At 73.5% G+C, this 20,689-nt stretch carries 18 protein-coding genes; 12 read left to right on the top strand and 6 right to left on the bottom strand.

The genetic code is table 11. The annotated features are described in order from the left end of the window. Nucleotide 1: 1 nt before the first annotated feature. Nucleotides 2-1,027 (bottom strand): non-homologous end-joining DNA ligase, encoded by a 1,026-nt coding sequence (gene ligD / locus SAM23877_RS30195; RefSeq protein WP_053139882.1) that lies wholly within the window; start codon nt 1,025-1,027, stop codon nt 2-4. A gap of 124 nt (nt 1,028-1,151) precedes the next feature. Between ligD and SAM23877_RS30190 the strand changes: the two genes are divergently transcribed. Further along, the gene (locus SAM23877_RS30190) at nt 1,152-2,219 is read left to right on the top strand and encodes an ATP-dependent DNA ligase (protein ID WP_053139881.1); all 1,068 of its coding nucleotides are present in this window, start codon (nt 1,152-1,154) and stop codon (nt 2,217-2,219) included. Between the two features lie 36 nt (nt 2,220-2,255). Here SAM23877_RS30190 and SAM23877_RS30185 read toward each other — a convergent pair whose 3' ends face one another. After that, nucleotides 2,256-3,446, bottom strand: a complete 1,191-nt coding sequence (locus SAM23877_RS30185) for a zinc-dependent alcohol dehydrogenase (protein WP_053139879.1) — start codon at nt 3,444-3,446, stop codon at nt 2,256-2,258. A gap of 208 nt (nt 3,447-3,654) precedes the next feature. Between SAM23877_RS30185 and SAM23877_RS30180 the strand changes: the two genes are divergently transcribed. Further along, a complete protein-coding gene (locus SAM23877_RS30180) occupies nt 3,655-4,626 on the top strand; it encodes a DUF3048 domain-containing protein (RefSeq protein WP_053143035.1) in 972 nt (323 codons plus the stop codon). Between the two features lies 1 nt (nt 4,627). Here the strand turns inward: SAM23877_RS30180 and SAM23877_RS30175 are convergent, their stop codons facing one another. Next, a complete protein-coding gene (locus SAM23877_RS30175; RefSeq protein WP_053139877.1) occupies nt 4,628-5,092 on the bottom strand; it encodes a MarR family winged helix-turn-helix transcriptional regulator in 465 nt (154 codons plus the stop codon). 221 nt (nt 5,093-5,313) lie between these two features. On the opposite strand from SAM23877_RS30175, the gene SAM23877_RS30170 reads away from it, so the two are divergent. From SAM23877_RS30170 to pcaDC, 7 genes are read left to right on the top strand one after another with little or no spacing between them, the layout of a single operon-like run. After that, nucleotides 5,314-6,069: a CoA transferase subunit A gene (locus tag SAM23877_RS30170; RefSeq protein WP_053139875.1), complete on the top strand. Its 756-nt coding sequence runs from the start codon at nt 5,314-5,316 to the stop codon at nt 6,067-6,069. Beyond that, entirely contained in the window at nt 6,069-6,713 is a 645-nt protein-coding gene (locus tag SAM23877_RS30165) for a CoA transferase subunit B (RefSeq protein WP_053139873.1), read from the top strand. The genes SAM23877_RS30170 and SAM23877_RS30165 overlap by 1 nt, the downstream gene beginning before the upstream one ends. Next, nucleotides 6,710-7,912 (top strand): thiolase family protein, encoded by a 1,203-nt coding sequence (locus SAM23877_RS30160; protein ID WP_053139871.1) that lies wholly within the window; start codon nt 6,710-6,712, stop codon nt 7,910-7,912. Before SAM23877_RS30165 ends, SAM23877_RS30160 begins: the two co-directional genes overlap by 4 nt. Nucleotides 7,913-7,931: 19 nt before the next feature. Next, the gene (gene pcaH, locus SAM23877_RS30155) at nt 7,932-8,705 is read left to right on the top strand and encodes a protocatechuate 3,4-dioxygenase subunit beta (protein ID WP_053139870.1); all 774 of its coding nucleotides are present in this window, start codon (nt 7,932-7,934) and stop codon (nt 8,703-8,705) included. A 6-nt stretch (nt 8,706-8,711) separates the two neighbouring features. After that, nucleotides 8,712-9,317 (top strand): protocatechuate 3,4-dioxygenase subunit alpha, encoded by a 606-nt coding sequence (gene pcaG, locus SAM23877_RS30150; protein WP_053139869.1) that lies wholly within the window; start codon nt 8,712-8,714, stop codon nt 9,315-9,317. Further along, complete coding sequence (pcaB, locus tag SAM23877_RS30145; protein WP_053139867.1) at nt 9,314-10,651, top strand: 3-carboxy-cis,cis-muconate cycloisomerase; 1,338 nt, start codon at nt 9,314-9,316, stop codon at nt 10,649-10,651. The genes pcaG and pcaB overlap by 4 nt, the downstream gene beginning before the upstream one ends. Beyond that, complete coding sequence (pcaDC, locus tag SAM23877_RS30140; protein ID WP_053139865.1) at nt 10,648-11,769, top strand: bifunctional 3-oxoadipate enol-lactonase/4-carboxymuconolactone decarboxylase PcaDC; 1,122 nt, start codon at nt 10,648-10,650, stop codon at nt 11,767-11,769. The genes pcaB and pcaDC overlap by 4 nt, the downstream gene beginning before the upstream one ends. Nucleotides 11,770-11,802: 33 nt before the next feature. Here pcaDC and SAM23877_RS30135 read toward each other — a convergent pair whose 3' ends face one another. Beyond that, nucleotides 11,803-14,481, bottom strand: a complete 2,679-nt coding sequence (locus SAM23877_RS30135) for an ATP-binding protein (protein ID WP_053139863.1) — start codon at nt 14,479-14,481, stop codon at nt 11,803-11,805. A 254-nt stretch (nt 14,482-14,735) separates the two neighbouring features. Here SAM23877_RS30135 and SAM23877_RS30130 point away from each other — a divergent pair, with 254 nt between their 5' ends. After that, complete coding sequence (locus tag SAM23877_RS30130) at nt 14,736-15,776, top strand: DUF2510 domain-containing protein (protein ID WP_063796799.1); 1,041 nt, start codon at nt 14,736-14,738, stop codon at nt 15,774-15,776. A gap of 147 nt (nt 15,777-15,923) precedes the next feature. On the opposite strand, the gene SAM23877_RS30125 is transcribed toward SAM23877_RS30130, so the two are convergent. Continuing rightward, complete coding sequence (locus SAM23877_RS30125; RefSeq protein ID WP_053139861.1) at nt 15,924-16,538, bottom strand: TetR/AcrR family transcriptional regulator; 615 nt, start codon at nt 16,536-16,538, stop codon at nt 15,924-15,926. Nucleotides 16,539-16,776: 238 nt separating this feature from the next. Between SAM23877_RS30125 and SAM23877_RS30120 the strand changes: the two genes are divergently transcribed. Further along, nucleotides 16,777-17,586 (top strand): phosphatase PAP2 family protein, encoded by an 810-nt coding sequence (locus SAM23877_RS30120; protein WP_053139859.1) that lies wholly within the window; start codon nt 16,777-16,779, stop codon nt 17,584-17,586. Beyond that, a complete protein-coding gene (locus SAM23877_RS30115; protein WP_053139855.1) occupies nt 17,583-18,608 on the top strand; it encodes a DMT family protein in 1,026 nt (341 codons plus the stop codon). Before SAM23877_RS30120 ends, SAM23877_RS30115 begins: the two co-directional genes overlap by 4 nt. Nucleotides 18,609-18,631: 23 nt before the next feature. Here the strand turns inward: SAM23877_RS30115 and SAM23877_RS30110 are convergent, their stop codons facing one another. Beyond that, nucleotides 18,632-20,683 (bottom strand): phosphocholine-specific phospholipase C, encoded by a 2,052-nt coding sequence (locus SAM23877_RS30110; protein WP_053139852.1) that lies wholly within the window; start codon nt 20,681-20,683, stop codon nt 18,632-18,634. Nucleotides 20,684-20,689 lie beyond the last annotated feature (6 nt).

The raw sequence follows: 20,689 nt of genomic DNA, 5'->3' as shown, positions 1-20,689 counted from the left end.
CTCACGTCCCCTGCGGCCGCGGCTTCCTCGCCCGGCTCGGCTGTACCCGGCTGGGTTCCCCCGGCATCTTCGGATACTCGGGCGGGTACGGCAGATCACCGAGCCCGTGGTCGTGCTCGTCCTTCGTCGCCAGTTCCAGCAGGGCGTCGAGGGAGAACGCCTGATCGTCCATGCCCGCGTGCACGTCGCCGAGTTCGGCGAAGCGCGCGGGCATGGTCGTGATGTCGAAGTCCTGTGGGTGTGCGACGCCCACCTCGTCCCAGGTCAGCGGGGCGGAGACCGGGGCGTTCGGGCGGGGGCGCACGGAGTAGGCGGAGGCGATGGTGCGGTCCCGGGCGGTCTGGTTGTAGTCGATGAAGATGCGCTCGCCGCGCTCCTCCTTCCACCACTTGATGGTCACCCGGTCCGGCATCCGCCGTTCCATCTCGCGTCCCACGGCGATCGCGGCGCGCCGCACCTGGGTGAAGGTCCAGCGCGGCTCGATCGGCACGAAGACGTGGATGCCGCGTCCGCCGGAGGTCTTGGGCCAGCCTCGCAGCCCGCCGAACTCCTCCAGCACCGACCGCAGTTCGTGGGCGGCGCGGGCGGCGTCGTCGTAGTCGGTGCCGGGCTGCGGATCGAGGTCGATGCGCAGTTCGTCGGGATGGTCGACGTCGTCGCGGCGCACCGGCCAGGGGTGGAAGGTGAGGGTGCCGTACTGGGCGGCCCACAGCGCCGCGGCCTCCTCGGTGGGGCACATCTCGTCGGCGCTGCGTCCGCTGGGGAAGGTGATGTGCGCCGTCGGGATCCAGTCGGGCATGCCCTTGGGCGCGCGCTTCTGGTAGAACCACTCGCCGGTGATGCCGTCCGGGTAGCGCTGGAGGGTGGTGGGCCGGTCGCGCAGGGCGCGCAGGATGCCGGGGGCGACGGACTGGTAGTACCGGGCCACGTCGAGCTTGGTGTAGCCGTGCTCCGGGAAGAAGACCTTGCCCGGGCTGGACAGCCGCACGGTCCGTCCGCCCGCTTCCAGTTCCACCGCTTCCGCCATGCGAGCCACGGTAGGCGCACCGCGGGGACCTCGCACATCAGGCGGCGGGCCGTACGGGCGCCGCGCCGCCGGGCCCGTACGGCCCTGGCAGGCGGGGACCGGTGGCCGCTCCTACAGTCGGACCATGGATCTGCCCGTCATGCCGCCCGTGAAGCCGATGCTCGCCAAGTCCGTGGCGAAGATCCCGCCGGACATGCACTACGAGGCCAAGTGGGACGGGTTCCGGTCGATCGTGTTCCGCGACGGCGCCGAGGTCGAGTTCGGCAGCCGCACGGGCAAGCCGCTGACCAGGTACTTCCCGGAGCTGGTGGAGGCGGTGCGGGAGCGTTTGCCCCAGCGGTGCGTGGTGGACGGGGAGATCGTGATCGCACGGGAGGGGCACCTGGACTTCGACGCGCTCACCGAGCGGATCCATCCGGCCGACTCCCGGGTGCGGATGCTCGCCGAGCGGACGCCGGCCTCGCTGGTGGTCTTCGACCTGCTGGCACTGGACGACGAGTCACTGATCGAAGTGGGGCTCACCGACCGGCGGGCGCGGCTGGTCCGGGCGCTGTCCGGGGTCACGCCGCCCGTGCACGTGGCGCCGGCGACGGACGACATCGAGGTGGCCCGGCAGTGGTTCGAGCAGTACGAGGGGGCGGGGCTCGACGGTGTCGTGGCCAAGCCGCTCGACCTGCGCTACCGCCAGGACGAGCGGGCCATGTACAAGATCAAGCACGAGCGTACGGCGGACGTGGTCGTCGCCGGTTACCGCCTCCACAAGAGCGGTCCCGTGGTCGGCTCGCTGCTGCTCGGCCTCTACGACGGCGAGGGCGCCCTCCAGCACGTGGGGGTGAGCGCCGCCTTCACCATGAAGCGGCGTGCCGAGCTGGTGGAGGAGCTGGAGCCCTTGCGCATGGACGACGTGCGGGGTCATCCGTGGGCGGCCTGGGCCGAGGAGTCGGCGCACGAGTCGGCCCGGCTGCCCGGCGCTCCCAGCCGCTGGTCGGGCAAGAAGGACCTCTCCTGGGTGCCGCTGCGGCCGGAGCGGGTCGTGGAGGTGGCGTACGACCACATGGAGAACGGGGCGCGCTTCCGTCATACGGCCCGCTTCCGGCGCTGGCGCCCGGACCGGACACCCTCCAGCTGCACCTACGCCCAGCTGGAGGAGCCGGTCCGCTACGACCTCGCGGAGATCCTCGGCGGCCCTTGAGGGGCTCCTCCGCCGGGCGTCACGGTCCGCCGGGCGTCACGGCTTCATCAGGACCTTGACCGCGCCGTCCTGCTTCTTCTGGAACATCTCGTACGCGTGCGGCGCGTCCGTCAGCGGCACCCGGTGGGTGGCGAAGTCGTCGACGCCGAGCGGGTCCTCGTCCGTCAGGTAGGGGATGATCTCGTCGCTCCAGCGACGCACGTTGGCCTGTCCCATCCGCATCTGGATCTGCTTGTCGAACAGGGTGAGCATGGGCATCGGGTCGGCCATGCCGCCGTACACGCCGGAGAGCGAGATCGTTCCGCCGCGCCGCACCAGGTCGATGGCGGTGTAGAGGGCGGCGAGCCGGTCGACGCTGAAACGCTCCGCCAGCTTGCCGCCGACGGCCCGGGGCATCACCGCGGCGGCCTGCTGGACCAGCTTGGCGGCGGCGCCCCCGTGCGCCTCGGTGCCGACCGCGTCGATCACGGAGTCCGGGCCGCGGCCTCCGGTCTCGTCCCGGATCGCGGCGACGAGTTCCTTCTCGCTGTCGAAGGACCGCAGGTCGAACGTCTCGACGCCCCGCTCACGGGCGCGCCGCAGCCGCTCCGGCACGAGGTCCACGCCGAACACCCGCTCGGCCCCCTTGGCGCGGGCGACCCGGCAGGCCATGTCGCCGATCGGGCCGAGGCCGAGCACGGCGACGCTGCCGCCCTGGGGGACGCCGGCGTACTCGACCGCCTGCCACGCGGTGGGCAGGACGTCGGAGAGGTAGACGAAGCGGTCGTCGGCCGGGCCCTCCGGCACCTTGATCGGGCCGAACTGGGCCTGCGGCACCCGCAGGTACTCGGCCTGACCGCCGGGTACCGCCCCGTACAGCCGCGTGTAGCCGAACAGCTGGGCGCCCATGCCCTCGCCGGTGACCTGGGTGGTCTCGCACTGGGTCGGCAGACCGGTGCCGCACATGTAGCAGTGCCCGCACGCGATCTGGAACGGCACCACGACCCGGTCGCCCGGCTTGAGGCCGGTCACCTCGGCGCCGACCTCCTCCACGATGCCCATGGGCTCGTGGCCGAGGATGTCTCCCGGTGTCATGAACGGCGTGAGCACCTCGTACAGGTGCAGGTCGGAGCCGCACAAGCCGGTCGAGGTGACGCGGATGACCGCGTCCGTGGGCTCCTGGATCCTGGGGTCGGGCACCTCCTCCACCCGCACGTCCCGCTTGCCCTGCCACGTCACTGCCTTCATCGCCTCGCGCTCCCTCCGTCGCCGGTGCGGGTCGGTCCTGCGTGCGGCCGGGTACCCGGCCGCCCTCCCCCGAACCGCCCGCCGTTTCGTCCGAACAGCGGATCATGTGCCGCGCAGCGCGCGCCGTATCAGATTCGGTCAGGTATGGCGCTAAATGCTTCTAGAAGAACACAATCATTGACACGGGATGGTCGGGCGGGTGGTCGGAATGCGAAAAAGGAAGAACAGGCGGCGTGGGGGCGCGCTGCTGACGGCGGCGCTGGCCCTCTCGCTGGGAGCGGGCTGCACGGCCGGGCCCGGGGCGGAGGACGACCGCAGGGCACCGGAGGCGGAACGGTCGCACACCGCGAAGAGCCGGGCCCCGGTGCTCGCCGTGAAGGTCGACAACGTCCCCGCGTCCCGGCCCCAGTCGGGCCTGGCGGCCGCGGACGTGGTCTACGTGGAACCGGTGGAGGCCGGGCTGAGCCGCCTGATGGCGGTCTACGCGACGGAACTGCCCGAGTCGGTCGGCCCGGTGCGCAGCGCCCGCGAGTCCGATCTGGAGCTGCTGCGCCAGTTCGACCGGCCGACGCTGGCCTTCTCCGGTGCGCAGGGCAAGCTGCTGCCGCTCATCGACGAGGCGCCGCTGCACGCGGAGCCGCCCGGGGAAGGGACCGACGCCTATGTGCGCGACGAGGACCGCACCGCCCCGCACAACCTGTACCTGCGCCCCCGCCGGCTGCTGCCCGAGCCCCCGGGCGCCGACGCCCTGACCACGGGTTTCCGCTACGGCGAGGCTCCCGGCGGTGGCCGGGCCGAGTCCTCGCGCACGGTGCGCTACCCGTCGGCCTCCTTCGACTTCGCCTGGTCCGAGAGCCGTGACCGCTGGCTGGTCGCCATGGACGGCGCTCCGGCCCGGACGGCCGAGGGCGGGCGCCTGGCACCGGCGACGGTCGTCGTGCAGCACGTGAAGGTGCGCGAGTCCGCCTTCGGGGACTTCCGCGGCAACAACTCGCCCTACGTGGAGTCGGTGGGCTCCGGCAGGGCCGAGGTGCTGCGCGACGGACGCGCGTACGACGCGACCTGGAAGCGCGGCGGGGCCGCGGACGGCACGTCCTTCACCGGTGAGGACGGCGCGCCACTGGACTTCGCCGAGGGGCAGGTGTGGGTGGTGTTCGTCGACGCGGCGAAGGAGTCCTGACTCAGCCCGGGGTCACCGCGGGTTCGGCCGGGTTGCGGAGGCCTTCGGCGGCGTCCGCCACCCGGCGGATGAGGTCGAAGAAGACGGCCTGCTCCTCGGCGGCGAGCGGAGCCAGGAAGACCTGGTTCATCCTGGCCGTGCGCACGGCCAGCTTGCGGTGGGCGCGCAGACCCTCGTCGGTCGGGCGCAGCAGGAAGCGGCGGCCGTCCTGCGGGTCGCGGACCTTGTCCAGCAGCCCGCGGCGGCCCAGCCGGCTGATCACCTCGGCGATGGTGGAGCGGTCCAGGCCCACCCGCTCCCCCGCCGTGCGCTGGTCCAGGCCCGGCTCGGCGACCAGCGCGTTGAGGACGGCGAACTGCGGCGAGGTGATCTCCTCCGAGACCATCGTGTTCCACAGCAGGTAGTGCGCCTGCTGCAGCCGCCGGGCCAGGTGCCCGGGATGGGTGGTCAGGTCGACCGCTGCCATGTGCGCTCCTGTGGTCACTTCTGTTGGTGCACTGACGATACATCGGACGGACGACAACTGTCCGTAGACGCAGCGGACGATCTACCTCGTACTTTGTGAGCTCTTGACGCCCGGCTGGTCCGATGGCAGCGTGTGGGGAACCTCGCTGAAATACTCAGTGCCCTGACTAATTGGCGATCGATTCGCGGTTCCGGGCGCTTGGAAGAGATGGGGCTTCTCGGATGGACAAGGTGGTGGCCACAGCCGCCGGGGCGGTCGCCGACGTGCCGGACGGCGCGTCGCTCGCGGTGGGCGGCTTCGGGCTGAGCGGTGTGCCGAACGTGCTGATCCAGGCGCTGTACGAACGCGGGACCGGCGGACTCTCGGTCGTCTCCAACAACTGCGGGGCGATGGAGTCCGGGCTGGCGGTGCTGCTCGCCGCGGGGCGGATCGCGCGGGTGACCGGGTCCTACATAGGCGCCAACAAGGAGTTCGCGCGGCAGTACCTGGGCGGGGAGCTGGAGGTGGAGATGATCCCGCAGGGCACGCTGGCCGAGCGGCTGCGGGCCGGCGGGGCCGGGATCCCCGCCTTCTACACCCCGGCCGGGGTCGGCACCCAGGTCGCCGAGGGCGGGCTGCCGTGGCGCTACGACGGCTCCGGCGGGGTCGCGCTGGCCTCGCCGCCCAAGGAGGTCCGCGAGTTCGACGGGTCGGAGTACGTGCTGGAGCACGGCATCCGCACCGACTTCGCGCTGGTGCGGGCGGCGAAGGGCGACCGGCACGGGAACCTGGTGTTCAACAAGTCGTCGCGGAACTTCAACCCGCTGGCGGCCATGGCCGGCCGCGTGACGATCGCCGAGGTGGAGGAACTGGTCGAGCCGGGCGAGATCGACCCGGACGCGGTGCACCTGCCGGGGATCTTCGTGCAGCGGGTCGTCGCGCTGACGGCGGAGCAGGCGGCGGACAAGAGGATCGAGCGGCGGACGGTGAGTTCCTGATGGCCTGGACACGTGAGGAGATGGCCGCGCGGGCGGCCCGGGAGCTGCGGGACGGACAGTACGTCAACCTCGGCATCGGCCTGCCGACGCTGATCCCGAACCACCTCCCCGAGGGCGTGGAGGTGACCCTGGAGTCCGAGAACGGCATCCTGGGCACCGGCCGCTACCCCACCGAGGCCGAGGTGGACCCCGACCTGATCAACGCCGGCAAGGAGACCGTCACGGTCCTGCCGGGCGCCTCCTTCTTCGACTCGGCGCTGTCCTTCGGCATGATCCGGGGCGGGCACATCGACGTCGCCGTGCTGGGCGCGATGCAGGTCTCCGCCTCCGGGGACCTGGCGAACTGGGCGATCCCCGGCAAGATGATCACGGGGATCGGCGGGGCGATGGACCTCGTGCACGGCGCCCGGACCGTCATCGTCGTGATGACCCACAACGCCAAGGACGGTTCGCCCAAGATCCTCGAGCGGTGCGCGCTGCCGCTCACGGGCCGGGCGTGCGTGAACCGGGTCATCACCGACCTCGGCGTCCTCGACGTCACCGGCGACGGCCTGGTCCTGGTGGAGACCGCGCCGGGCGTGGGCGTCGACGAGGTCGTCGCCAGGACCGGCGCCGAACTCGTCGTCACGGAGGGCATGAAGTGAAGGACGTCTACATCGTCGACGCGGTGCGCACCCCGTTCGGCAGGTACAACGGCGGCCTCGCGGGCGTACGCCCCGACGACCTGGCCGCGCACGCGGTCCGTGAGCTCCTCGCCCGGACGCCCGCCCTGGAACCGTCCCGGATCGAGGACGTGTACTTCGGCAACGCCAACGGCGCCGGCGAGGAGAACCGCAACGTCGCCCGCATGGCCGCCCTGCTCGCCGGCCTGCCCACCTCGGTCCCCGGCGTCACCGTGAACCGCCTGTGCGCCTCCGGGCTCGAGGCGGTGATCCAGGCCGCGCGCGCCGTCGCCGTCGGGGACGCCTCGATCGTGCTCGCGGGCGGGGTGGAGTCGATGACCCGGGCGCCGTACGTGCTGCCCAAGTCGGAGGGTCCCTTCCCGGCCGGGCACGCCGAGCTGTACTCGACCACCCTGGGCTGGCGGATGGTCAACCCGCGGATGGACCCGCAGTGGACCGTCCCCCTCGGTGAGAGCGCGGAACTGATCGCCGACAAGCACGGGATCTCGCGGGAGCGGCAGGACGAGTACGCCCTCGCCTCCCACCGCAAGGCCGCCCGCGCGCGGTCCGCCGGGCTGTTCGACGCCGAGCTCGCACCCGTCCCGGTACCGCGGCGCAAGGGTGATTTGGTGGAGTTCGCCGCCGACGAGTGCGTACGCCCGGACGCCTCCCTGGAGGCGATGGCGAAGCTCAGGCCGTCCTTCCGCACCGCCGACGGCACCGTCACCGCCGGCAACGCCTCACCGCTCAACGACGGCGCCGCGGCGCTCCTGATCGTGGACGACGAGGGCCTGAAGGCCACCGGGCGCGAGCCGCTCGCCCGGATCGCCGCCACCGGCGTCTCGGCGACCGACCCGCACTACTTCGGGCTCGCCCCCGTCGAAGCCGTCGACCGCGCCCTCCGCAGGGCCGGCCGGACCTTCGCCGACCTGGACGTCCTCGAACTCAACGAGGCGTTCGCCGCCCAGGTGCTGGGCTGTGTCGCCGAGTGGCCCGAGTTCGACCCGGCGATCCTCAACCCCCAGGGCGGAGCCATCGCGCTGGGCCACCCCCTCGGTGCCTCAGGTGCCCGCCTCGCCGGCACCGTCGCCCACCAGCTCGCCCGCAAGGGCAGCGGCACCGGCATCGCCACCCTCTGCATCGGCGTCGGCCAGGGCCTCGCCCTGGTCCTCGACCGCTAGCCACCCCCGGGAACCCCCAATGACTCTCACCCAGCACGACATCGACGCGGAGATCGCGGCCGAACGCGCCGCCTACGACCGGCGGGTCGCCGACGGCGCGCCCGTCGAGCACCACCCGCGCCGCGACTACGCCCCGTACCGCTCCTCGGTGCTGCGCCACCCGAAGCAGCCGCCGATCGCCATCGACGTCACCAAGGACCCCGAGCTGGTGGAGCTCTCCTCCCCCGCCTTCGGGGAGCGGGACATCACCGGGATCGACAACGACCTGACCCGGCAGCACGCCGGGGAGCCGATCGGCGAGCGCATCACCGTCTCCGGCCGCCTCCTGGACCGGAACGGGAAGCCCGTGCGCGGCCAGCTCGTGGAGATCTGGCAGGCGAACTCGGCCGGGCGCTACGCCCACCAGCGCGAGCAGCACGACGCGCCGCTGGACCCGAACTTCACCGGCGTGGGCCGCACCCTCTCCGACGAGGGCGGCTTCTACCGCTTCACCACCGTCCAGCCGGGCCCCTACCCGTGGCGCAACCACGTCAACGCCTGGCGCCCGGCCCACATCCACTTCTCGGTGTTCGGCTCGGCCTTCACCCAGCGGCTCGTGACGCAGATGTACTTCCCGAACGACCCGCTGTTCCCGTACGACCCGATCCTTCAGTCCGTCACGGACGACGCGGCGCGGCAGCGGCTGATCGCGGCGTACGACCACAGCCTGTCCGTGCCCGAGTTCTCGCTCGGCTACCACTGGGACATCGTGCTCGACGGCCCGAACGCCACCTGGATCGAAGAAGGACGCTGACCCGCCATGACGAAGACCGACACCGGCAGCCCGGAGAACGTGCTGCCCACCCCGTCGCACACGGTCGGCCCGTTCTACGGGTACGCGCTGCCCTTCCGCGGCGGTGAGGACATCGCGCCGACCGGCCATCCGGACACGATCACGGTGCACGGGTACGTGTACGACGGCGAGGGCGGCCCGCTGCCGGACGCCCTCGTGGAGCTGTGGGGGCCGGGCCCGGACGGCGAGCTGCCGACGGCCGACGGCTCGATGCGGCGCGACCCGGCCTCCGGCGGCTTCCTCGGCCGCAACGGCGTGGAGTTCACCGGCTTCGGCCGCATCCAGACCGACGCGAACGGCCACTGGTACGCGCGGACGCTGCGGCCCGGGGCACGCGGGCGCAGCGCGCCGTACCTCAGTGTGTGCGTGTTCGCGCGCGGGCTGCTCGTGCACCTGTTCACCCGGATCTACCTGCCGGGCGACGAGGCGCTGCTCGCCGCGGACCCGCTGCTGTCCCGGGTGGAACCGCGGCGCCGCGACACGCTGATCGCCGCCGACGAGGGCAACGGGACGTACCGTTTCGACATCCGCCTTCAGGGCGAAGGCGAGACGGTCTTCCTGGAGTTCCAGTGACATCAGCTCCCGAGACGCCCGACGCGGGCCTGCTCGCCCCCGGGTGGACGGGCTCACCGGCCGCCGACGCGACCGGCGACCGTGCCTGGCTGCGGGCTCTGCTCGACGCGGAAGCGGCTCTGACCCGGGCCCAGGCCGGTCTCGGGCTCGCGCCCACCGAGGCGGCGAGCGCGGTGACCGGGGCGGCCGACCCGGACCGTTTCGACGTCCGCTCGCTGGCCGAGCGGGCCCGGAGCGGCGGGAACCCGGTGATCCCACTGGTGGCCGACCTGACGAAGGCGGTCGGCGAGGAGTACGGGCCGTACGTGCACCGGGGCGCGACCAGCCAGGACGTCCTGGACTCGGCGGCGATGCTGGTCGCCGCCCGCACCCTGGACCTGCTGCTGCCCGACCTCGCCCGCACGGAACGGGCGCTGGCCCGGCTGGCCGCCGAGCACCGGGACACGGCGATGCCGGGCCGGACGCTCACCCAGCACGCCGTGCCGACGACCTTCGGGCTGAAGGCGGCCGGCTGGCGGGCGCTGGTTCTCGACGCGCGGGACCGCGTCACGTCCGTGCGCGACGCCCTGCCCGCCCAGCTCGGCGGCGCCGCCGGCACCCTGGCCGCCTTCGGGGCGTACGGCGCGACGGACCCGACCGCGCTGCCCCATGCCTACGCCCGTGAACTCGGCCTGAAGGCGCCCCTGCTGCCCTGGCACACCCTGCGCACCCCGGTCGCCGACCTGGCCGGCTGCCTCGCCTTCGCCGCCGGGGCGCTCGGGAAGGTCGCGGCGGACGTGCTGACGCTCTCCCGCACCGAGCTCGGCGAGGTCGCCGAGGGCAGCGGCGGCGGCTCGTCGGCGATGCCGCACAAGGCCAATCCCGTGCGGGCCACGCTGATCGCGGCGGCCGCCCGGCGCGCGCCGCAGCTCGCGGCCACGCTGTACGGCTCGCTGGCCGCCGAGGACGAGCGGCCGGCCGGCGCCTGGCACGCCGAGTGGGAGCCGCTGCGGGACCTGCTGCGGCTGACCGGAGGCGCGGCCCGCGACGCCGCCGAGCTGACCGAGGGGCTCCGGGTGCGCCCGGAGGCGATGCGCGCGCACCTCGGTCTCACCCACGGCCTGATCGTCTCCGAGCGGCTCTCCGCCGAGCTGGCTCCGGTGCTCGGCCGGGCCCGTGCCAAGGCCCTGCTCACGGAACTGGCCCGCCGCACCTACGCCGAGCGACGCGGTCTGACCGAACTGCTCGCAGAGGTACCGGAGTTGTCCGGCCTCGATCTCGTCTCCCTGACCGACCCCGCCCATTACACCGGCTCCGCCGGAGCCCTGACCGACCGTGCTCTGGAGCGACCTTGACCCTGCTCAACCACCTGTCCGAAGGCCCCGCCTCCGCTCCCCCGCTGCTGCTCGGGCCCTCCCTGGGCACCTCGTACGCGCTGTGGGACCACGTGGCGCCCGAGCTGTCCACCGGGCACCGGGTGGTCCGCTGGGACCTGCCGGGTCACGGAGGCTCGGCCGCGGACCTGATCGGCCCGGGTGCCACGGTCGGGGACCTCGCCGGGCTGGTGCTCGCGCTCGCCGACTCGCTCGGGGTGGAGCGGTTCGCCTACGCCGGGGTGTCGCTGGGCGGTGCGGTGGGACTGCACCTGGCGGTGCACCACCCGGAGCGGATCTCGTCGCTGGCCGTCGTCTGCTCTTCGGCGCACTTCAACGGCGCGAAGATGTGGGAGGAGCGGGCCAAGGCGGTGCGCGCCGAGGGGCTGGGGAAGCTCGCGGAGGGTGCGGACGCCCGCTGGTTCACGCCCGGGTTCACCGTGCCGCGGCTGGTCCGGGACCACCGGGACGCCGATCCCGGGGCGTACGCCGCCTGCTGCGACGCGCTGGCCGCCTTCGACCTGCGGGACCGGCTCGGCGCGATCACCGCGCCGACGCTGCTGATCGCGGGCCGGGAGGACCCGGCCACTCCCCCCGCGCATCTGCGGGAGATCGCCGACGCCGTTGCGGGCGCCACGCTGACCGAGCTGCCCGGAGCCTCGCACCTGGCGCCCGCGGAGCGCCCCGAGGCGGTCCTGACCGCGCTGCGGGCCCACTTCGACGGCGACGCCCGGCGCGGCATGGCGGTGCGGCGCGAGGTGCTGGGCGACGCGCACGTGGACCGGGCGCAAGGACTGCAGACCCCGTTCACCGCCCGCTTCCAGGACTTCATCTCCCGCTACGCCTGGGGTGAGATCTGGACCGACGAGACGCTCTCGCGCCGCGAGCGCAGCATGATCACGCTGACGGCGCTGGTCGCGCACGGCCACTACGAGGAGCTGGCCATGCACGTACGGGCGGCGCGGCGCAACGGGCTGACGCCGGACGAGATCGGCGCGGTCCTCCTCCAGACGGCGGTGTACTGCGGGGTGCCGGCGGCGAACTCGGCGTTCGCGGCGGCCCAGCGGGTGCTGGCCGAGGAGGACGGCGCCGGCGGCTGACGCTCCCGCACGCCGTGGGGGCCGGGGCCGGCCTCAGCCCACGTGTCCGGCCGCCAGTGCCTCGCCGGCCCGCGCCGCCAGCCCGTCGGCGCCGCACGACTGGGCCAGGGCGAGGCCGCGGCGCAGCTCCGCCTCCGAGCGGGCGGCGATGCCGTACTCGACGCGGGCGGCGGCGTGCTCGTACTGGCAGGGCGAGGCCTCCAGGTAGGCGACGGCCTGTGCGGCGAGGCGGACGGCGCGCTGGCCGGTCTCCAGCGCGGCGGCGCAGCGCAGGGCCTCTCCTATCGCGGTGTCCGTGCCGAAGCGCTCGGCCTGCCGGCGGGCGTCGGTGACGAGCCGGGCGGCGCGGCCGGGGTCCTCCGTGGCGAGGGCCCGGGCCAGCTCGGTCGCCCAGGGGTGCACGACCGGGTTGTGCCTGCCGCGGGCGGCCGCCGCCTTCTCGGCGGTCTCCAGCTCGTTGACGCCCTCCTTGACGCGGCCGGTCGCGAGCAGCAGCCGGGCCCGCACGGGGCGCGGGTCGGGCAGCACGATCGTGGAGGGGTAGGGCGGGTCGAAGCCGTACCGGTCGGCGACGGAACGGGCCTCGTCGACGTGGCCGCGGGCGAGCAGCGTGTCGATCAGGTTGCAGGTCGCGGACCAGTACAACGGCAGTCCGCGGCCGACCCGTTCGGCGAGGCGCAGCGATTCGCGCAGGGACTTCTCGGCCTCCCGGAGCCGGCCCCGCCTGCGGTGGCCGAGGCCGACGTAGGCGTGCGCGAGAGCGAGGTGGCCGCCGCTCCAGCCCGCGGTCTCGTAGGAGCTGAGCGCTTCGGTGAACAGTGCCTCGGCGCGGTCGAGCCGGTCGGTGTACGCGTAGCAGTTGGCCAGCATCATCGGCAGTTCCAGACCCCACTCGGTGTCGGTCCAGCCGAGTCCGGCGGCGAGGCGGCCGTTGACGAGCGCACGGTCGCACAGCTCGGCGACCTCCTCGGCACTCTCGCCGCGGGTCATGGCGTCGAAGCCGCGCAGGATGAGCAGGGCGCGCTCCGCGTTGTCGCGGCCGGTGCAGGTGGCGGCGAGCTCGGCGAGGCGCTCGGACCGTCCGGGCGAGGAGGTCTCGCCGGGGTGGATGCCCTCCCACATGTACTGGACGGCCTGGAGCCGCAGCCGCACGGACGGGTCCGGGTTCCGGCCGGCCTCCGCCTGGACGGTGCGCACGGCCTCCTCGAGCTGGTCGTTGTGGAGGAGCGCCTCGGAGAGCCGGAAGACGGCGTTGACGCGCTGTTCGCCGTCCAGGCCCGGCAGGGCGAGGGCGGTGCGCAGGTGTCCGATGGTGGTGGCGGGCGCGGTGAGGAGGGTGGCGCAGCCCAGTTCGTAGAGGACCCGTGCGTGCATGTCGGGCAACGGCGGTTCCTCGAGGGCGCGTTCGAGGCAGCGGCGGGCCGCGTCGGGGGCGCCGACGGCGAGGTGCTCGCGGGCCGCCTCGCGCAGCTGCTCCACGACCTCCGGATCGTCGTCGGGATACACCTGGAGCAGATGGCGGGAGGCCGCCGCGGCGCCGAGACCGGAGTCGGTGACCAGCTGGGCCGCTATGCCGTGCATCGCCGTGCGCAGCGCGTCGGGGATGGAGTTGTACACGGCGGTGGCGATCAGCGGGTGGACGAACTCCAGGTCGCCCGCGTCCGGCTGCGGGGCCCCGGGGTCGGGCTCGGTGAGGATGCGGGCGTTGCACAGCAGTTCGGCGCAGCGGGCGGCGTCGTCGCGGTCGAGGGTGGCGAGCCGGGCCACCATGGCGACGGTGATGCCACCGCCGAGGATCGCGGCGGCCCAGGCGAACCGGGTGGAGTCGACGCCGAGTTGCTCCAGGCGGGCGACGAGGCCGCCGCCGCGCGCGGAGCGGTTCAGCGCGCGCAGTTCGTCGGCCTGCGCCTCGACCGGTTCCATCTCGCTGTCCTGGACCTTGGCGAGGAGTTCGACGGTCTCGTACGGGTTGCCGCCGGTGACGGCCCACACCTCGCGGCAGAACGCGGCGTCGGCGTGGTGGCCGAGCGTGGCGCGGGTGAGACCGGCCGCCGCTTCGGGGGTGAGGGCGTTCAGCGGGGCCAGCGGCCGGCCCGCGGCGGCGACCGCGTCCAGGTGGCGGGCGCTGTCGCCGACGACGTCGCCGGGACGGCGGGCGACGACGATCAGGACCGCGGTCTCGTCGAGCCGTTCGGCGAGCGCGGCGAGCCAGCGCAGGGTCTCCTGGTCGGCCCAGTGGGCGTCGTCGATCAGCAGGACCAGGGGCCACTCCCGGCGGGCGAGCCGGCGCACGGCGGCGACCAGGCCGTCGCACACGCCCTGCGGGTCGGCCTGCCGCTCGCCCGGGTCCGCTATGCCGAGGGCGGGGCCCGCGATGTCGTACCAGTCGCCGAGGTACTCCCGCGCCTCCTCCGGGAGCATCGACACCAGTGCGGGCTGGAGCAGTTGACGCACCACGTTGAAGGGGACGGACCTGAGGGTCTCGCCGCCGCGCGCCGACCAGACGGTGCAGCCACGGGCCTCGGCGATGCGGCGGGTCTCGGTGAGCAGCGCGGTCTTGCCCAGTCCGGCCTCGCCCCGGGCGACCAACAGGGTGCCGGCGGAGGAGCGGTCCGCGCACAGGGTCTCCACCGCCCCTGTGATGGTGGCGATTTCCTCGTCGCGCTCCCAGAGGGAGGCCGAGGCTGCGGCCGTCCGCCGTACCTCCGTCATCCCGCTACCTCCCCAAGTCGCCCGAATGACGTACCGAGCCTGAGCCTATCCGGCCGATCGCGCGTGTGGTGGGCGGTCCGGGCAGCAGTTGCCGTGACGGGTGACATGCGGTAAAGCGCGGACGACGCCGCGGGCCCGTCATCAGCGGACGAGCGGGTCGGCGTCCGTCAACCCCCCGCGTGCGCGGGGCGCTCGCGCCGCGCCGGGGCCGGGCCTCTCATCCGGCTTTCACCGACGCCTCATACGGTGGGCCCATGACGCAGGCGACTCCCCCCGGGTGGTACCCGGACCCCGGGCAGAAGAATGACGGTCCCGCCACCGAGCGCTGGTGGGACGGCAAGGTGTGGACGGACCAGGTCCGCCCCACGGGGCCGGCCGCCGCGTGGGGACCGCCGCACGCGCAGCAGCCGACCCGGCGCCCGACCCAACCACCGGCTCAGCAACCGGCTTTCGACGGTGTGCCCGGGCCTTATCCCGTGCACCCTGGTTATCCGGGGTTTCCCGTCCAGCCGCCGTCCGCGCGGCGGCGGCGGCTGCATACCGGCATAGCCGTCGCGGCGGCCGTGGCCGTGCTGGCCGGCATAGGCGTCGGCGTGTACGTGCTGGCCGACGACGGTTCGGGCGGCGGCAGCGCGTCCTCGCAGCAGGACCGGCGCGGACCCGGCGGGCAGGAGGACCCGTTCGGCGGCTCGGGCGGGGGCGGCGGTGGCGGTGAGTCGCCCGCGCCGGACTCCCCGGGCGAGTCGGAGCCGCCCACGATCGACAGCGGCTCCGTCACGGACCCGGTCAGCGGCATCAGCCTGCCCATCCCGGACGGCTGGTCCGGGCAACAGCTGCAGGTCGGTGCGACGGTGACGTCGGACGACAGCTACAAGTGCCCCGGCGACACCTCCAAGACCTGCACCAAGGGCGGTGCCTACTCGGCCCCCGCCGTGGTGCTGGGCACCAAGGGCAGCACCGCCGAGGAGGTCGCGAAGGCGGACATCGAGGCGAACGCCGAGGAGTCCTACGGCGGCGAGTCCTACGGCGGGATCACCTCGCACGACGAGCTGGCCTCCAAGGCGGTCACGGTCGCCGGGCAGAAGGGCTACCTGGTCCGCTGGAAGGCCGTCACCAGCAAGGGCGCCGACGGGTACGTCGAGTCGCTCGCCTTCCCCTCGCCCGCCGATCCCGAGCGCATCGTCGTGGTGCGCTTCGGTGTCGACACCGGGGAGCGGCAGTCGGTCATCGACGAGATCACCGAGGGGATCGAGGTGGACTCCTCCGGGGGCGGCGGCGACGGTCAGGACGTCTGACCGCCTGCCGGAACAGCAGTCGGCCGGGTGGGGCGCCCTTCCGCTCAGAAGGCGTCCCACCCGGCCGGTGGTGCGCGCCGCCCCCGTCCCCACGGTGCGGCGCGGGCAGGCCGTCGTCCAGTCATCCCGTGGACGGCGGCCTGAGTATCAGGGGAGGCCCAGCGCCGGCAGCACGACGGCCTCCACGAAGCGCACGAGGTACTCCGCGTCGGCCTGCTCGCCCTCGACGACGGGCCGCATCCGCAGCATGCCGAACATCTGAGCCGGCACGTACTCCAGCGCCGGGTGGCCGGCCGCCACCTCTCCCCGGTCGACTCCGCGCCGGAGGATCTCCCGGAGCGCGGCGATCTCCGGCTCGACGAGCGCCTCGCGCAGCGCGCACTGGAGTTCCGGGTCCTGCATGACCGAGTGGCCGAGCGCCTGGAGCAGCCCGGTGTCCTTGCCGGCGCCCTCCCCCGCCGCCCGGGCCGCCTGGCGCAGGTCCTCGGCGAGCGACCCGGTGTCGATGCCGGTGAAGCGCACCCGGCGCTGCGAGCGCAGGGCCGCGGCCACGAACTGGGGCTTGGTCCTCCACTGCCGGTAGAGCGTGGACTTGCTGCACCGGGTGCTGGCGGCGATGCCCTCCATGGTGACGGCGTCGTAGCCGCAGGTCCGGATCTGTTCGAGCACGGCGTCGAAGAACTCCTGCTCACGCTCGGGCGTGAGCTTGGAGCGGCGCGACGTGCCGACCGTTTCCGGTCGGTCCTCGGCCTGCGACGTCATCGGCTCTGCTCCTCACTCCAGCGGCGGTACAGCGGCACTCGAGAAGCTCTTGCTCAAGTGTGTGCCATGCCCATCGATACGCCAGTGTACCGGTACCCAAGCGTATCGGTACACTGGCGTATCGGTACACTTCCGTATCGGAACGGATTCGTATCGATGAGACCTGTCACACACGTCCGTTCCTGTGCGTCATACACCTGTGGACCGCACGCACCACCGTCAGTGAAGGGGCCGGGGGATGAATGCCCGCACCGAGCCTGTAGAAGCGGGGCCGGACGTACCCGCGCGACCGCCGCTCGTCCGTGAGCTCCTGCTCGTGGCCGGGCTCTTCCTCGTGTACAAGCTCGGCCGGCAGCTGGTGGCCGGCCACACCCCGGAGGCCTTCCGCAACGCCCACCGCGTGTGGGACTGGGAACGCGCGCTCCGGCTGCCCGACGAAGGCACGGTGCAGTCCCTGCTCCTGCACGGCGACGCCGTGGTGCACACGGCGAACACCTACTACGCCGTCGTCCACTTCCCGGCCACCGCGGCCCTGCTGGTCTGGCTCTACCTGCGACGGCCGGGCCACTACGTCTGGGCCCGCCGGGTGCTGGCCGCGGTGACCGGCGCCGCGCTGGTGGTGCACCTGCTCTTCCCGCTCGCCCCGCCGCGCATGCTGGGCGCCACCGGCCTGATCGACACGGCCCGGGTGTTCGGTCCCTCGGTCTACGGACCGCCGCACACCGACCAGGTGTCCAACCAGTTCGCGGCGATGCCCTCGCTGCACTTCGGCTGGGCCCTGATGCTGGCGGTCGCCCTGATCGTCGCCACCCGGTCGCGCTGGCGGTGGCTGTGGCTGCTGCATCCGCTGGTGACGCTGCTGGTGATCGTGGGCACGGCCAACCACTACTGGCTGGACGTCGTCGTGGCCGCGGCCCTGCTCGGCGTCGCGCTGGCGGTGGTCCGTCCGCGGCGGAGGCCGCGGTACGCCGTGGTGCGCCGCGGCCCGGAACACCGTCGCCGGGTGACCGAGCGGCGCCGGCCCGAACTGGTCGGAGCGGGCCGGTGAACGCCGCCCTGGTCGCCGTCCTGCTGTCCCTGGTCTCGGCGTGCGCCTACGCCGCCGCGGCCGTCGCCCAGGAACGGCTCGCCTCGCGCAGCGCCGGCACCGGCGCGCTCCGCCTGCTGGCGTCCGGCGCCTGGTGGTGGGCGGTCGCCCTCAACGCCTCGGCCGCGCTGCTGCACGTCGTGGCCCTGCGGTACGGCCCGCTCACCGTGGTCCAGCCGCTCGGTGCGCTCACCCTGGTCGCGGCGGTGCCGTTGGGGGCGCGGCTGGCGGGCCGGCGGGTGAGCGCGGTCGAGTGGCGGGGCACCGGACTGACCCTGCTCGGGCTGGGCGCGCTGCTGCTGACCGCGTCCGGGCCCGCGCCCGACGACGTGCTGAGCGTGTCCGAGGCGGTGGCGGTCTCGGGCGTGACGGCCGCTCTGATCGGCATGCTCTCCTGGCCCGGCGCCCGGCCGGGGCTGCGGCACGCGACGGCCTCCGGCATCGCCTCCGGGGTCGCCTCGGCGCTCACCCAGACCGTCACGGTCGCCGCCACGGACCGCTCGGGCCCGCTGCTCAGCGTCCAGGTGATCGGGGTGGCCGTGCTGGTGGCGGCCTTCGCGGTGGGCGGACTGCTGTTGTCGCAGACGGCCTACCGGGGCGGGCTGGGTGCTCCGCTGGCGGTGGTGACCCTGGCCAATCCGGTGGCCGCCGCGGTGATAGGGCTGACGCTGCTCGGCGAGCGGCTGCGGGGCGGTGCGGGGGGTGTGCTGCTCGCGCTGACCGGTGCGGCGCTGGCCGCCTGGGGTGTCGTGCAGCTCAGCCGGGCGACGCCCGGGCGGCCTGAACCCGCCGCTTCCCCGGCCCCCGCGCGGGTGGCGGCGCCGGCACCGGCCGTGCGGCGCGCGCCGGGTCCGTACGAGCCGCCGGGGCCGACGCAGGCGGGGCCGACGCTGGTGCCCCGGCAACCGGAGCCGGGGCACCTGGACGCGGCGGTGACCGTCGCCGGCCGGCGACCGCGGCCGGCGACGGCCTCCCGTCGGTGACGACCGCCGTTCGGTGACGACCGTCAGTCGGTGACGATCGCCGGGTCGCTCACCCCGGGCCGCCCGTTCTCCACGTGCCCGGCGAAGCGCCGCAGGAAGGCGGGATCGGCCTCGGAGGTGACCGTCACGTCGTACCAGCGGCGGCTGCGCGCGAGGTCGACGGTGTGGTGGACCGTCGCCCCGGGACGCACGGTGACGGTTCCGGGCCGGCCGCCGTAGGCGTTCGCGACCCGCAGCCGGACCGTGCCGGAGCCGGTGTTGGTCACGGTCAGCCGGACGTCGTCGCCGGCGTGCCGGGCGGTGACCTCGGGTCCGGTGGTCTTGTTGCGGCCCCGGAAGACGCGCAGGAAGCCGTTGGGGCCGTGCACCGTCAGGTCGTAGGAGCCGGCGGAGTACGCGGAGTTCCAGGTGTCCGCGATGCTCTTGCCGGCCTCCGTGGTGTAGGTCCAGGGGCCGTCGGTGCGGTTGCCCGAGGTGACGAGGAAGGCGGCACCGGCTCCGGCCCCGGAGGCGAACGCCAGCCTGAACGTCCCGGCCGCCGCGTCCACGGCGCCGTCCACCCGCGGGGCGTACCGCAGGGGGCGGGCGGGGCGCAGGCCGCGCTCCTGCCGGGGCATGTCCGGGTCCGCGGGCGGGGTCGGGCGGTAGTCGGGGTGGCGCACGCGGTCCGGCGGCTCGTAGGCGTCGGTGTCCGGCAGGCCGGCCGGGCGGCTGTCGTGGCGGGAGAAGTCGAAGGCGGAGGTCAGGTCACCGCAGATCGCGCGCCGCCACGGGGAGATCCCCGGCTCGCGGACGCCGAAGCGGCGTTCCATGAAGCGGATGACCGAGGTGTGGTCGAAGGTCTCGGAACAGACGTAGCCGCCCTTGCTCCAGGGCGAGACGACCAGCATGGGCACGCGCGGGCCGAGTCCGTAGAAGCCCTCGCGGTGCTTCGCGCTGCCCTTGAAGACGTCCAGGGAGACGTCGACGGTGGACAGGCCCTGCGCGGCGGACTTCGGCGGCAGCGGCGGCACCACGTGGTCGAAGAAGCCGTCGTTCTCGTCGTACGTGATGAACAGGGCGGTCTTCGCCCACACCGCCGGATCGGCCGTGAGCGCGTCCAGTACCTGGGAGATGTACCAGGCGCCGTAGTTGGACGGCCAGTTGGAGTGCTCGGAGAAGGCCTCCGGGGCGGCGATCCAGGAGACCTGCGGCAGCCGGCCGGCCTTGACGTCGGCGCGGAGCCGGTCGAAGTAGCCCTCGCCGCTCTTCGCGTCGGTGCCGGTGCGGGCCTTGTCGTACCACGGGTCGCCGGGCTTCGCGTCGCGGTACTTGTTGAAGTACAGCAGGGAGTTGTCGCCGTAGTTGCCGCGGTAGGCGTCGTCGATCCAGCCCCAGGAACCGGCCGCGTCCAGGCCGTCGCCGATGTCCTGGTAGACCTTCCAGGAGACCCCGGCAGCCTCCAGGCGCTCGGGGTACGTCGTCCAGTCGTAGCCGAGCTCGTCGTTGCCGAGGACCGGGCCGCCGCCCTTGCCGTCGTTGCCCGTGTGCCCCGACCACAGGTAGTAGCGGTTGGGGTCGGTGGAGCCGATGAAGGAGCAGTGGTAGGCGTCGCAGACCGTGAAGGTGTCGGCGAGCGCGTAGTGGAAGGGGATGTCCTCGCGGGTCAGGTACGCCATGGTCGTGGTGCCCTTGGCGGGCAGCCACCGGTCGTACTTGCCGTTGTGGTAGGCGTCCTGGCCGTCGGACCAGCCGTGCGGCAGCCCTTCCAGGAACTGCATGCCGAGGTCGTCGGCCTCCGGGTGGAACGGCAGGACCTCCTTGCCGTCCTTCGCCTGGTGCCAGACCGACCTGCCGTTGTCGAGCGTGACCGGGTGCGGGTCGCCGAAGCCTCGGACGCCCCGGAGTTTGCCGAAGTAGTGGTCGAAGGAACGGTTCTCCTGCATCAGGACGACGATGTGCTCGACGTCCTCGATCGTCCCCGAGCGGTGGTTGGCCGGGAGTGCGGCCGCCCGCTCGATGCTGGCCGACAGCGCGCTGAACGCCGTGGTGGCGCCCGCGACTTGGAGGAACCGGCGCCGGTTGACTTCGGGCATGGGGTG

This window comes from Streptomyces ambofaciens ATCC 23877 (assembly GCF_001267885.1).
Taxonomy (GTDB): domain Bacteria; phylum Actinomycetota; class Actinomycetes; order Streptomycetales; family Streptomycetaceae; genus Streptomyces; species Streptomyces ambofaciens.
The sequence above is the reverse complement of the archived record's forward strand: the minus strand, read 5'-3'. Positions and strand labels throughout refer to the sequence as shown.

Bases quoted from the DNA above. Each gene is read 5' to 3' on its own strand.
- SAM23877_RS30130 (WP_063796799.1), top strand. From the start codon at position 14,736: ATGACGCAGGCGACTCCCCCCGGGTGGTACCCGGACCCCGGGCAGAAG.
- SAM23877_RS30170 (WP_053139875.1), top strand. From the start codon at position 5,314: ATGGACAAGGTGGTGGCCACAGCCGCCGGGGCGGTCGCCGACGTGCCG.
- SAM23877_RS30135 (WP_053139863.1), bottom strand. From the start codon at position 14,481: ATGACGGAGGTACGGCGGACGGCCGCAGCCTCGGCCTCCCTCTGGGAG.
- SAM23877_RS30125 (WP_053139861.1), bottom strand. From the start codon at position 16,538: ATGACGTCGCAGGCCGAGGACCGACCGGAAACGGTCGGCACGTCGCGC.
- pcaG (WP_053139869.1), top strand. From the start codon at position 8,712: ATGACGAAGACCGACACCGGCAGCCCGGAGAACGTGCTGCCCACCCCG.
- SAM23877_RS30110 (WP_053139852.1), bottom strand. From the start codon at position 20,683: ATGCCCGAAGTCAACCGGCGCCGGTTCCTCCAAGTCGCGGGCGCCACC.
- SAM23877_RS30175 (WP_053139877.1), bottom strand. From the start codon at position 5,092: ATGGCAGCGGTCGACCTGACCACCCATCCCGGGCACCTGGCCCGGCGG.
- SAM23877_RS30165 (WP_053139873.1), top strand. From the start codon at position 6,069: ATGGCCTGGACACGTGAGGAGATGGCCGCGCGGGCGGCCCGGGAGCTG.
- SAM23877_RS30180 (WP_053143035.1), top strand. From the start codon at position 3,655: ATGCGAAAAAGGAAGAACAGGCGGCGTGGGGGCGCGCTGCTGACGGCG.
- ligD (WP_053139882.1), bottom strand. From the start codon at position 1,027: ATGGCGGAAGCGGTGGAACTGGAAGCGGGCGGACGGACCGTGCGGCTG.
- pcaH (WP_053139870.1), top strand. From the start codon at position 7,932: ATGACTCTCACCCAGCACGACATCGACGCGGAGATCGCGGCCGAACGC.
- SAM23877_RS30190 (WP_053139881.1), top strand. From the start codon at position 1,152: ATGGATCTGCCCGTCATGCCGCCCGTGAAGCCGATGCTCGCCAAGTCC.
- SAM23877_RS30120 (WP_053139859.1), top strand. From the start codon at position 16,777: ATGAATGCCCGCACCGAGCCTGTAGAAGCGGGGCCGGACGTACCCGCG.
- SAM23877_RS30185 (WP_053139879.1), bottom strand. From the start codon at position 3,446: ATGAAGGCAGTGACGTGGCAGGGCAAGCGGGACGTGCGGGTGGAGGAG.